The sequence below is a fragment of the Candidatus Rickettsia mendelii genome (genome assembly GCF_057543435.1).
Genome location: NZ_BTGX01000023.1, coordinates 1 through 14000, shown reverse-complemented (window position 1 = coordinate 14000; position 14000 = coordinate 1). Strand labels below are relative to the sequence as shown.

Here is a 14000-nt window from a genome sequence, read left to right as displayed (position 1 = left end):
AGAGAGTGAATAATATAATAGACGGTAAAGGTTTAGCAAATGCAATATTGGCAGATTTAAAACTAGAAATTCAAACACTTAAGGATAAGACCAAAAATTCACCGAAGCTTGCTATAATACTAGTAGGAGATAATCCATCAAGCGTTATATATGTAAAAAACAAAATAAAAAATGCACATAAAATAGGGATTGATACTCTATTATTAAGTCTACCTACTAATATTGATACTGATGATTTAATAGCAAAGATCAATGAGTTAAACATCAATCGTGAGATTTCTGGCATTATAGTTCAACTTCCTCTACCTCTTTCTATAGATAAAGATAAAATTTTATCAGCTGTATTGCCTTGTAAAGATATTGATGCTTTTCATCCTTTAAATGTTGGTTACTTACATAGCAGTTCTAATCAAGGCTTTGTGCCCTGTACTGCTCTTGGTTGTTTAGAAGTTATAAAAAAATACGAACAAAATTTAAGCGGTAAAAACGCCGTAATTGTTGGACGTTCAAATATAGTAGGTAAACCTTTAAGTGCTTTATTATTAAGAGAAGACTGCAGTGTTACTATTTGTCATTCTAAATCACAAAATTTAAGTACGATTACTTCTAAAGCAGATATTGTTGTAGCAGCAATAGGCTCACCTTTAAAATTAACTTTAGAATATTTTAAATCTGAAGCAATAGTAATTGATGTAGGTATCACTAGAACTGCTACAAATAAAATAATAGGTGATGTTGATTTTGAAAATGTTAAATCTAAAGTAAAATATATTACTCCAGTTCCAGGCGGCATTGGACCAATGACTATTGCTTTTTTACTTAAAAACACATTAAAAGCGTTTAAAAATTCTTTATATTAAGAGTACAAATCACACGTATAATAAGTTAGCATCATTATAAATGTTAGCAAGATTTATATAAATTTTTATGTTGCCTTGTATATATTCTAAACCTTGATCAGTTAAATATCTAACAAATTTTGCAATAGAGACTATCCCATAGTTCCTTAGATTTAACTATCTTTTTGTATATAATTAGGTCCAGCAATAAAAGCACATCATTTATTACAGCATAATCTATTAACACCAATAAATATATCATTATGAATAGTACAAGATAGCCAATATCACCTATTTCTACCAGCCTATTAAATTTTGCAGTACTATACCAATTAGTGTTATCTCCGATTTTTATTGATTCAATATCCTCCTAAGAATAGTATTAATTAAATGCTTGAATTGCTTCAAACTTCAACATTCCCAAAGAGCTCTCTGGGTAATCTTTATCGATCATAAGAAATGATGTACATTAATTATAATCTATCCAAGAAATATTACCATCTTTACGATAATACACTATATTTATACGATCATTATTAATATTTTTAAATATTACTGCTGGCAAATCTTCTAAATCCATTTTCATAACTGCTTCTTTTACTGATAATTTAAGTATTTGCATAGGTTTTTCTGCAACAATTACTGGATTATCATGATCCCAAGAATTAGAATTCTCATTCTCATTTTGAACTTGAGTTTGAGAACTAATAATGTAGTTAGTAGCTTCAGAAGCAATTTCAGATATTTTTATTTTATCTGTATGATGATTTCTGAATTTTGATTTATATTTCCTAAGCTGTTTTTCAAGTTTTGACAGAGCTTTATCAAATGCTACGTATATATCGTTACAGGTGTCATTACTTTTGACTATATTATGCTTACATGAGCTATACTTTACTATAATATCACATTTAAAATTAATCCATTCTTTTGAAAAATGAATATCTATATTTATTATATCGGTAAAATATTTTTTTATAACTTGAGTAGCTCTCTCTTTTGAGTATTCTTGCAAATTATGACCGATAGCAATGTGTTGACCTGAAACTGAAATAATCATAAATAATCTCTATAACCTGAAATAATTATTAATATAATGGGTGTTACTTAGTAACACCTGTACAATTAATTTATATTTATGATAATTTCAAGCTTTTATTATAAATTAAATTTTTTAAATAATTTTTGGATTTATAATTTTAGACACATATAAATATTCTAGTACATCTATCTCTAGGTTTATTTAGTTGTAATCTTAATTAATTTTTAGTAGCTTTTGTACTAAATTAGGCTCAATAACTGATTTCTAAATATGTAAAAGGATAATAATTTTAAGATTTAAACTAATAGTAATAATTTAGATTAATAGAATTATTTATAAGTTTTATTTATTAGCTAATATTATATTAATAAGCAATAAAATTTAGAGCTTTAAGTTCTGCATATTTTTTAATAAATAAAGTATTTTACTCTTGCAGAAATAAAAGAATTGTTATATATATTGTTATCTCTTATCTAGAGTGGGGGTGTAGCTCAGTTGGTTAGAGCGTCTGCCTGTCACGCAGAAGGTCGCGGGTTCGAGCCCCGTCACTCCCGCCACTTTTTTTCGTAAAATTGTCATCTATTTTATTATTGCTTCTTGACATTGATGTGTTAATCCTATATGCTTCACTTAGATTTCCTCTTAAAAAAAATAAACCTATTAATATATCTATAAACGTACATCATTAAATCAAAATATTCTACGTGCCGACAGTAAGTAATCCAACAGTTTCCTTCTATCCTCTAGTTAAGTGCCTTTGTTTTTTTTCGTAGTATAACATAACTTCTTTATAAAAAATTAAAATAAAATATAACTTTAAAGCACTTCATTACAACTGAAGTATAACATTTTGGCTATTTTCTAAACCATGCAACAAAGCTATTTATTTACTGGCACTTCTATCAAAGCATGTTGTAATACTTGATCAATGTTTGAAACTGATATAATTCTTAAGCTTTCTTTTATATTCGGAGGTATATCTTTTAAATCTTTAATATTCTCTTCTGGAATCAATACGGTTTTAATCCCCCCCCTACTCGCTGCTAGTAATTTTTCTTTAAGACCACCAATAGGTAAGACATTTCCTCGTAAAGTGATCTCACCAGTCATTGCTATGGTGCGGTGTACAGGTATTTTGGTCATTAATGAAACAATAGTAGTAAATAAAGCACAACCTGCAGATGGCCCATCTTTTGGAATAGCTCCTGCTGGAACATGAATATGAATATCAAAATCCTTATAATTTTCATATTTTAATCCAAAACTAGTTGCTCTACTCCTGAAACAACTATATGCAGCCATAGCTGATTCTTTCATAACATCACCTAGTTTTCCAGTAGTTTTTATTTCACCTTTTCCAGGAAATACTAAAGCTTCAATAGTTAAAAGCTCACCTCCTACTTCAGTATAAGCAAGCCCTGTAGTACTACCTATTTGGTCTTCTTTCTCAGCAACCCCTAAATTATACTTTTTAACACCTAAAAATTCTTCAAGATTGTTGCTATCTATAGCAATATGCTTAATAGTTTTATCAGCTAGAATTTGCTTTAATGCTTTCCTAGTTAATGCTCCTATTTCGCGTTCTAAAGCTCTTACACCTGATTCCTTAGTATAATACCTAATTAGATCTAAAATAGCACTATCATATATAGTAATCTCACCTTTTTTGATTTTATGCATTTTAAATTGTTTTGGAACCAAATAATTTTTTGCAATTTGAATTTTTTCCTCTTCTACATAACCAGAGAGATATATTTTTTCCATCCTATCACTTAGAGCTCTTGGTAAATCATGAGAATTAGCAGTAGCAATAAATATTATATTTGACAAATCATATTCTACCTCTAGATAATGATCAACAAAATGACTATTTTGTTCAGAATCCAGTACCTCAAGCAAAGCAGATGCCGGATCACCTCTGAAATCAGAACTCATTTTATCAATCTCATCAAGCAGCATAACAGGATTACTAGTTTTAACCTTTCTTAGCTGTGCAATAATTTTACCTGGCATTGATCCAAGGTAAGTTTTGCGATGCCCTCTGATTTCTGCTTCATCTCTAATACCACCAAGAGCAAATTTTGTATATTTTCTACCCATTCCTTCGGCAATAGATTTTACTAGTGAGGTTTTACCGACTCCTGGCGGACCAATTAAGCATAATATAGGTCCTCTAATTTTATTTGAGCGTTGTAATACTGCTAAATATTCCATGATCCGCTCCTTAACTTTTTCTAAACCAAAATGATCACGATTTAAAATTTTTTCAGCTTGATTAATATCAATTTTGTTATTATCATACTTACCCCAAGGTAAACTTAGTAAGGTATCAAGATAATTACGCGTTACACCTGATTCTGCTGACATTTGATTCATGATACGGAGCTTCTTAAGTTCAGATTCTGCTTTTTCTCTAGCTTCTTTAGATAATGTTAGGCTTTTAATTTTTTTCTCGATATCAGCAAGTTCTGATTTATCTTCATCTAATTCCTTTTGAATTGCTTTCATTTGTTCATGCAAATAATAATCACGTTGTGTCTTTTCAATTTGCTTCCTCACTCTTTGCTGCAAAGCCTGTTCTGTTTCTGAATTAACTATATTAGAAGTAAGAGTACTAATAATTATCGTAATACGCTTAAATGGACTAGTTTCTTCTAATAAATGCTGTTTTGCTTCAAGTGAAGTTATCAAATGTGCAGCTAATATATTTATAATATTTATGAAATTAGTAGCATTGTTTATTTCTTTATTTATAGTTTCGATAATTTCTGCATTCATTTTTTTATCGTTAACTATATATTTACTAAATAGTTGCACTGCATTATCAACTAATAAACGCATATTATTAGCATCAAATATTTCTTCATCAGGAATAATTTCGTAATTTGCTTCAAAAGCTTCCTCGCCTTTGATATTACTTAGCTTTACTCTTGCTATTGCTTCTATTAAGATTTTTGCTGTATTATTAGGTAGCTTCACTATTTGGATAATCTTGGCAAGTATACCGATATTATAAAGCTCATTGTTACTTGGTAATTCTTGATCAAACTTTTTTTGCAAAGTTACTAAAATATACTTGCTATTATCTTCCTCAGAAATTGTAGTATGAGATAGTGCCTGCAAAGATTTTTGCCTACCTACAAAAACAGGAACAATTACTCCAGGAAATACTACCATATCTCGTAATGCCATAAGAGGCAGGAACTTTTTATTCATCAATTAAAAACCTTTAAAATTTATATAGTTTATACCGATTATTAACTATATAATATAGTACCAACACGATTTCAAGCTACCATTATTAATTATATTTATGAATTTGTCCCCTCAAAATATAGCAATTGCACATAATAGAATAAAGCAATATATAAATTTAACTCCGATAATTCACTCTGAAAGCTTAAGTGGAATGCTAGGACATAAGATTTTTTTTAAAGTTGAATCATTACAAAAAACCGGTGCATTTAAAATTAGAGGAGTATTAAATCATTTATTAGAACTAAAAGAGCGAGGCAAATTACCTAATAAAATAGTTGGATATAGTACAGGTAATCACGGAATTGGTCTTGCTTATGCAAGTAAATTATTTGGGATTAAAACAAGAATTTACTTACCGTTAAATACTTCACAAGTAAAACAGCAAGCAGTACTTCATTATGGCGGAAAAGTTATATACACGGATACTAGACAAGAAGCAGAAGAAAAGGCAAAACAAGATGAAGAACAAGGGTTTTACTATATGCCTCCTTCTGATAGTGATTATACAATAGCAGGTGCTGGTACGTTATGCTATGAAGCATTGCAGCAACTAGGCTTTAGTCCTGATGCTATTTTTGCTTCCTGCGGCGGTGGCAGTTTAATTTCTGGATCGTATCTTGCTAAAGAATTAATATCACAGAATAGTTTGTTAATAGGTTCAGAACCTTTAAGTGCTAATGATGCTTACTTATCAGTTAAAAATAATAAGATCTTTAGATTTAAAGATGCACCGAATACTGTTGCAGATGGCCTTAAAACTTTGAGTGTGTCAGCACGTACACTTGAATATTTAAAAAGGCTTGATCATTTTTATTTAGCAGATGAACATCAAATATATTACTGGACGGTTTGGCTCAATCATTTACTTAAAGTAACATGTGAGCCATCAAGCGCTATAAATATGGTCTCAGTAATAAATTGGCTAAAGACACAATCTAAGCCTCAAAAACTACTTGTATTAATATCAGGCGGCAATATAGACCATATTTTTTATAATGAATTATGGAAAGAAAAATATTTAAGCATTCCACCAAATATAAAAATTTAACCCCTACCTCTTATCGCTCTTTGATTTTGAATAGGAGCATTAGGAGTGTTTTTCGGCGATTTTAAATTAGTTGCTCCGAGTTGCTTTGAGTTCTCAAACACAGCTTTATCAAATGCTATTGGATTAATTTTTCTGAGTTCTGCTAAATTAATATTATTAACTTTTCTTGGCTCAACAACAACAGACTCACTTGTAATAGAAAATAAATTTTTAAATTCAGGATTACTTACTACTTTATTCTTATTTTCATTCATAAATTTTGTTATACCGGTAATAATATCAGTATTTGTTAAAGCATTTGAAAAGATTTTATTATTAATTTCTTTTTCTACAAATTTAGCATTCATTATAACATATTTGTCTACAACTTCTTCTAATCTTTCTTTCAAATAATTCTTCCCTGTAAATACTGACTTAAATTTTTCCCATAATGAAACGCCTTTGTCATTAACTTCTTTTAGGTCAGTAGTTAATTTAAGACTATTTTCAATTAAATATGATGGATCTAGATTCAACAACTTTTGAGTAATTGCTTGTATTTGGTTAACATTAACCGATGCACCTTTAAAACTTTTTTGTATTTTTTCAAAAACTTGTATATTTTGATTTGTTACCTCTGTAAATTTATCTATATTTTCAGGTGTTAATCTCTTTTCATCTATAACACATACATTTTCTACAAACGAATCTTCTTTACCAAAAATATCACTAGCAGATTTAGTAATTTGTTCTATTAAAGGTTTTAATAAAGCTCTATCTTGTAATAATGTCGAAACAATATTTTGAGATATTTCCACATTTTGATTTATCTTATTTAGAATATTATTTTTCTCTATAGAATTTGTTCCTCTTATACCGTTATTATCTACAATAAATAAAGGTAATTGTTGAAAGATAGAATTATTTTTTACACGCTCCTTTGTAAGATTATCTATACCTTTTTGTGTCGATAATTCTTGTGCTAACTTATCTGGTAGTTCTTCCATTTCTTTTCTGATTTTTGCAAAAATTTCCGGAGCATAACCTTTCTCTATCCATTCTTTGATTTTCTTTTCATTATCCTTTATAGTTGCAGTTACACTTAAAACTCCACCGGATTTACCTTGATATTTGGGATCATTAGGATCAGCATATATAAATGTTTGAGTTGCTTGCTTAATATCATTATGATTTATATCAATTTTTTTATTTGGACTTGCAGATCCTATTTTAATTAACTCCTCCGATAAAAAGCCTATTGCTTGTTCTAAACCACCTCTTAATTGCTCAACTAAATTATCTCCAACATTAGCATTTATATTTTGTTCAAATTCATGTTTATTCCTAGTAATCTCAGCCATAAATCCTCTAAATTAAATTATTATACTAACTAATAAAACAATAATTAATAAAAAAAGTAAAACACTTTTGTATTATTAAGAATAAAAAATTAATTAAAACTTATAAAAGGAGTTATATTTTTTTATAGAATAAGTTCTAATTGTAATTTCGTCAGGGATTTCATTTATAAATCTTGAAGGATAAGAACGTACTATTTCATAGAACATTTTTCGGCTTTCTGCATAAGTAATATAAAGGTCTTTTTTAGCTCTCGTAATACCGACATAAGCAATGCGTCGTTCTTCTTCTAAACCTCTTTCTCCTTCTTCATCTAAAGATTTTTGAGATGGGAATATTCCTTCTTCCCACCCTGGTAAAAATACTACATCAAACTCAAGCCCCTTAGCAGCATGTAGTGTCATTATAGTTACAGAACCTCCGTAATTAGTTTCAAGTACCTCATTTTCTATAACTAAGCTAGCATGTCCTATAAAATCATGAATATCATTAAATTCAGCTATAGCTCTTAGCATTTCATTGATATTTTCGATCCGACCTAATGCTTCTTCAGTTTTTTCTTCCTTAAGCATTTCAATGTAGCCTGAATCATCAAGTATTGCTTTAGTTACGTTTACCGGAGCATCTATACTAAATCTCGCATGCCAGTCATCAATTTTAGTAACAAAATCTTTTAAAGATTCATATGATTTTGCTTTAATCTCACCTGTTTCTAGCATTTCTTTAATAGCTGTAAAATTAGAAACATTTTGCTCTAGTGCATATGATTTAATTTTATTTAGCGTAACAGCTCCTATTGATCGTTTAGGTACGTTAATAATACGCTCAAGGGCTAAACTATCATTTTGATTCAAAGCAATACGGATATATGCCAGTACATCTCTTATCTCCATTCGTTCATAAAACCGTAAACTACCTATAATTCTATAAGGCATCATACTATTTATAAATGCTTCTTCAAAACTTCTAGTTTGAAACCCAGCTCTCACTAATATCGCAATATTACCAGCATTATACTGCTTTTCTCTTACTAACCTATCTATTTCAGCTACAATATATCTTGCTTCTTCTTTATCGCTCCAGCAAGAGATGATTTTTATCTTTTCACCGCTTTCTTGATCAGTCCATAATATCTTACTGTGACGATTTTTATTATTATTAATAACATTAGAAGCAGCAGCAAGTATTGGCATCGTTGATCTATAATTTTGCTCTAGCTTAATAATTGTTGCACCTGAAAAATCTTTCTCAAATCGTAATATATTAGCAACTTCTGCTCCACGCCATCCGTAAATTGACTGATCATCATCACCAACACAGCAAATATTTTTATATACGCTAGCTAACATCCTTACCCACAAATATTGTACGACATTTGTATCTTGATACTCATCAATTAAAATATATCGATATTTATTTTGATAATATTTCAGTATTTCAGGATTCCTTATAAACAACTCATTATTGTAAAGTAACAAATCTCCAAAATCTAAAACGTTAGAAATAAGTAAATTTTGCTGATACTCTTCATAAACAAGTTTTGCTACTCTCTGTACAGGCAAATTAGTATCTGAGGTTGATAATTTACTTGGTAATAACCCTTGATCTTTCCATCTAGAAATTATAACATGTATTAACTTAGGAGCATATTTTTTAGTATCAATATCTCTAAACTTTGCTATGTCTTTTACTAGTCTTAATTGATCGTCTTGATTGGCAATAGTAAATCTATTATTTAAGCCAAGATTTAAATTTTCTATCTGATCACGTAATATCTTAGCTGCCATAGCATGAAAAGTACCGATATTAAGACCATAGCAATTAATAAGATTATTTACCCTTTCAGTCATCTCTTTTGCAGCTTTATTAGTAAAAGTGACTGCCAGAATATTTTGAGGCGCAGCAAGATTTTGGTGTATAATATTAGCTATTCTTAAAGTAAGTACTTTAGTTTTACCTGTACCAGCACCTGCAAGTAAAAGAAGCGGTCCTTCTGTATGAAGAACTGCTTTTTGCTGCTGCTTATTTAATGAATTCAGGAATTCTTGGTTATTTAGCATTATTTGAATATTGCTTGCATGATTCAGGAAACATTCATGATCTCCTGCAAGCGAAAGCAGAAATCTAGAATAAAAAAGCTTAATTTAGATAAAACACTACAAATTCTATATAGTTTTTACTGGATTCCTGCTTTTGCGGGAATGACATAGAACACACACGTCTATATTTATATTAATAATATGCTTATTTTTCTTTTTATCAATCAAAAACTATCTAATACGTCTTAGATTTTTAATAATATAAGAAATAGTAATGATTGGATTGCACATAATTATTTTAAGTAATTTAAAATAAGAAATTAAATTTTTATCATCAATAAACCAATTATATAGATCACTGATAGGTTTAATTTTATCAGGGATAGTATATTTGTCCTTATATAATTCCTTTAAAGCTCTTTTAGCATTTCTTGCTTCTGAACTGTGTTCAGCTGTTAAACTCTGGTTATGAACTCTATAGAAATATAAAGATTCAGGTAAATGAGCAAATTTCGTGACAAGCCCAAGCCGTAGCCAATATTCATAATCATCAACTAATAACATATTTTCATTATATCCACCTATTTGTTTTGCTAAATCTGATCTATATAAAAAACATGCACCTACACAATCCCTAATTGGTAAAAACTCAAAAGATTCTTGATAGATTCTTGCACCTACCCTACCATGCTCATCAATTAAAGTATAATCAGTATATACAAGCCCTATATCTAAAGAATTATCAAGTATACTAACCATTTTATCCAAAGCATTTTCGTGAAAAAGATTATCATCGGAAGTCCAAGTAAAATATTGCCCTCTAGCCTCTTTAAAAGCAATATTTAAACTAGCAGGTAATTTTTGGTTAGTCTTATTTGTTATTATCTTAATTCTTGAATCCTGTTCAGCATATTTCCTAGCAACAATGGCACTATTATCTTTTGAGCAATCATCTATAATAATAAGCTCAAAATTCTTGAAACTTTGTATAAGGCAACTTTCAATAGCTAATGGCAAGAGCTTCTCTCTATTATAAACTGGTAAAACTATAGAGATTTTTGGGGAATTAATATGCATACTCCTAAAATATCAAAAATATCTAAACTATTATTTATAGCTTATTTTTATTCTTCAGAATTACAGTATCCTCAAAGAGCAATAACATTACTTAAAATATTATTAAGCTCTTGTGTCTTATGATATCAGTTCCATTAAACTTTTTAATAGTTGTTCTATAAGATAAAAATATTCAATTGATAACGACTTTTATGTCGACCCAATAACTCACAGCAAGATGATTAGATAAAGGCTAAATATACACTAGAATCTTAAGAACAAGATTAATTTACTCAATCTGAACTTCAATATTATAGGAACTAGCATAATTTTCACTCATCATGATTAAATTTAATTAGCTTCTCTACTTCTTAACTCTACAAAAGAAATACTATAATAAAAATTACAACTCTATTATTAAAAACTTAATTTCATTAAGTACAAAATATTTTTTTAAAAACCATAAGAAATATAATGTAAAACTTGACAATATCCATGAAATATAAGATTCATTTCTACCTAAAAACACTAAATAAATCTTTACATTTTCCAGCTAGTTTTTCATTATCTACAGTTTCTTGATCAGCTAACTTTAATATATTTCCCATTACCATTTTTAGCATCAGACTTAACATCAATAAATACAGGCGTATTCATTATATTATATTTTGTAAATTTATATATTTCGTATTTAGATATTCAAATATTCCTTCAAAAGATCCTTCAACCCCAAAGCCTGAAGCTTTACGTCCTGCAAAAGGTGCTTTTGCATTAGACGGTAATGGGTCATTAATTGAGACCATACCAAAATCAAGCTTAGATGTCATCATTTGTGCTATAGATATATCTCTTGTATATATATATCCTTGCAAGCCATATTCGGTATTATTAGCCCGCTCTATCACTTCATCTATAGTTTTGAATTTATAACAAGCAATTACTGGACCAAATATTTCTGTTCTAAAGATATCCATATTATCTAAACAGTCAATAATAATAGTAGGCTCAATTAAATTATTATTAGCTTCACCACCACAAATCAAATCTGCTCCTTTATTTTGTGCATCAGTTAAAAGCTTTTGTATTTTTTCTATCGCAGCAAAATTAATTAACGGACCTATATCTGATGTTTTATCAAATCCGTCACCAGATTTAAGTTTAGTAAACTTAGGTGTTAGAATTTCTATAAATTTTTTATATATAGATTCATCTATAAATATTCTATTAGGAGATGTACAAGATTGACCACTATTTCTAGCTTTAGCAATCACTAAATCATTTGCTACTTTGTTTAAATCATTATCAGCTGTTATAATGAAAGGCGCATTACCACCAAGTTCTAATGATAAGCACTTTACAGTATTTGATGAATTTTGATACAGAATTTTACCAACATCCGTAGAACCAGTAAATGATAATTTACGCAATCTAAAATCTTCACAAAAAGCTTTACCTATAATATTTGAATCACCTGTAATTACATTAAATACCCCAGCAGGCAAACCAGCATCGCTTGCAAATTTTGCAAGCGCTAAAGCTGATAGAGGTGTAAGACTTGATGGCTTTAATATAACACTACAGCCAGCAGCTATTGCCGGAACTACCTTACGAGTAACCATAGCATTTGGAAAGTTCCAAGGAGTTATTGCAGCAACTGGACCTATTGGTTCATATTGCGTAACAATTTTATGTGTTTTATTATTCCCGGGTTTTACAACGGAATAAATGTTGTGAATAGCATATGTATACCAATCAATAAAGGATGCTCCATATAAAATTTCTTTCTTTGATTCAGAACGTATTTTCCCTTGCTCTAGCGTTAATATATGACTTAGCTCATCAATATTTTCAATTACTAGACTATACCATTTTCTAAGAATTGCTATTCTTTCTTCAAATAAACTTTGCTCCCATGAAGAAAAAGCTTGTACAGTATTATCAATTGCAGAATTAATCTCGGATAGTTCTAAATCTGGAACTGTAGCAATTTCTTTTAAATTTGAAGGATTAATAACGGGAATTTGCTTTGAGAATACTACGAATCCTCCATTTATATAATTCTTTCCTGTAATATTTTTCAGTAGATTCATAATATCTTGTAAACAGTAATTTTATAAATAAATATTAGAATTATCTAATAATCTTAGCAAGAAAAATATCATAATAATATTGCCTTCTCAAGGGAGTAATATGATAAAAAGCCGCTTTATCATAAGCTGCTGATGCTTCAGTATCACTTACATTTTAATCCATACCAATTATAAACTGTTGATCATTTTTTAAAATGTGAATCCGTCAACATCCTGATACTATGTTAGCTATTTATCTCTATAATGACCAATAAAGATATCTACTGCTGTACTCCAGTTATAATCTTTAGATCCCATAGTATTTTCTAAAACACTCCTTGCACAATATATTGCTTAAGCTGTTCTATAAGTTCTAGATCTTTTAACTAATATGAGAAAAACTACCATTTGCAGCAATTTTTTCAAAAAATTTCTTATTATCATGACTATCAAAACCTATAGCATACATATTAATATTGAGATTTCTGTTATTACTTTCTCTCTAGTTGTTGTACTATTAATTTCTTTATCCTTTTTATCAGACAATACTATAACAGCGCATACATATCTATTTTTTGCTCTAAAAGATCTTAAAACATCTTTTTTAGAGTGTCTACATGTTGTTTGATATCTTCAATAGTATTTTCCTTACTAGAAGAAAGATTTTACTGTACTTTCCTGATTAAATGAGATAAGACTAATTTCCCGACTTAGAAATCTCCCCTAGTTTAGTATCTCATTAGTATCATCACTATTTACAGATTATAAACCTTTAGGAGAAAACATATCTTTTAGCTTATACTTATTATCATTAAATTAAAGTATGCATCTTTTTCTTTAATTTATCGCTCTAAATTTACAAGAGCTATTTTGATAGTAATTAAGTTATTAGTTTCTAATTTTCTAGCTCCTATAGTTTAAAAAAATTTTTCTATTTTTTCTGATATTAAATGTTGTATAATATGAATTTAGGATAAGTGAGTGAGGAGAGAAGAGAAGCAATAAGAGATTTCAAAGAGAGTGTTAGTTACATAGTATTTTGATTTTAAAATATGCACTCAACAATGAAGAAATATACATCTAAAGTAGATTAGATATACTTGATACTTTTTGCAAAGTATATGTAAAGAATGAAAGCAACAAAATTAGTACTAACATATAGAAAACCTCAGAAAAAAAGAAACTAAAAGCTTTGCAAGTTACCAACTATAGTAGTATATTTTTATTTATCACCATAATTAAAGATCTTAAGGTCACCATTTATATCATTTATCATACAAATATAAACGTTATTTTAGATTGCTAAGTTAC

General features: G+C 29.0%; 8 protein-coding genes and 1 tRNA gene. 3 read left to right on the top strand and 6 right to left on the bottom strand.

Annotated features, from left to right (window positions below; all coding sequences use genetic code 11):
- The first annotated feature begins 5 nt into the window (after window positions 1-5).
- Window positions 6-860, top strand: a complete 855-nt coding sequence (folD, locus tag AC27F4_RS03590; RefSeq protein WP_487062159.1) for a bifunctional methylenetetrahydrofolate dehydrogenase/methenyltetrahydrofolate cyclohydrolase FolD — start codon at window positions 6-8, stop codon at window positions 858-860.
- A gap of 448 nt (window positions 861-1308) precedes the next feature.
- On the opposite strand, the gene hpf is transcribed toward folD, so the two are convergent.
- Window positions 1309-1899, bottom strand: coding sequence for a ribosome hibernation-promoting factor, HPF/YfiA family (gene hpf, locus AC27F4_RS03585; RefSeq protein ID WP_487062157.1), 591 nt, complete (start codon window positions 1897-1899; stop codon window positions 1309-1311).
- Window positions 1900-2361: 462 nt separating this feature from the next.
- Between hpf and AC27F4_RS03580 the strand changes: the two genes are divergently transcribed.
- A tRNA-Asp gene (locus AC27F4_RS03580) sits at window positions 2362-2438 on the top strand.
- A 322-nt stretch (window positions 2439-2760) separates the two neighbouring features.
- Here the strand turns inward: AC27F4_RS03580 and lon are convergent.
- Window positions 2761-5097 carry an endopeptidase La gene (gene lon, locus AC27F4_RS03575; RefSeq protein WP_487062155.1) on the bottom strand — a complete coding sequence of 779 codons (2337 nt, stop codon included), beginning with the start codon at window positions 5095-5097 and terminating at the stop codon, window positions 2761-2763.
- 97 nt (window positions 5098-5194) lie between these two features.
- On the opposite strand from lon, the gene AC27F4_RS03570 reads away from it, so the two are divergent.
- Window positions 5195-6187 carry a serine/threonine dehydratase gene (locus AC27F4_RS03570; RefSeq protein WP_487062153.1) on the top strand — a complete coding sequence of 331 codons (993 nt, stop codon included), beginning with the start codon at window positions 5195-5197 and terminating at the stop codon, window positions 6185-6187.
- Here the strand turns inward: AC27F4_RS03570 and AC27F4_RS03565 are convergent.
- The 4 genes from AC27F4_RS03565 to AC27F4_RS03550 form a co-directional block, all read right to left on the bottom strand.
- On the bottom strand, window positions 6184-7527 hold the full coding sequence (locus tag AC27F4_RS03565; RefSeq protein WP_487062151.1) for a hypothetical protein: 1344 nt from the start codon (window positions 7525-7527) through the stop codon (window positions 6184-6186). The two genes, AC27F4_RS03570 and AC27F4_RS03565, sit on opposite strands and share 4 nt — an antisense overlap.
- A 93-nt stretch (window positions 7528-7620) precedes the next feature.
- Entirely contained in the window at window positions 7621-9585 is a 1965-nt protein-coding gene (gene pcrA / locus AC27F4_RS03560) for a DNA helicase PcrA (RefSeq protein WP_487062149.1), read from the bottom strand.
- Between the two features lie 210 nt (window positions 9586-9795).
- Window positions 9796-10641 (bottom strand): glycosyltransferase, encoded by an 846-nt coding sequence (locus tag AC27F4_RS03555; RefSeq protein WP_487062147.1) that lies wholly within the window; start codon window positions 10639-10641, stop codon window positions 9796-9798.
- A gap of 635 nt (window positions 10642-11276) precedes the next feature.
- Entirely contained in the window at window positions 11277-12710 is a 1434-nt protein-coding gene (locus tag AC27F4_RS03550) for an NAD-dependent succinate-semialdehyde dehydrogenase (RefSeq protein WP_487062145.1), read from the bottom strand.
- Window positions 12711-14000 lie beyond the last annotated feature (1290 nt).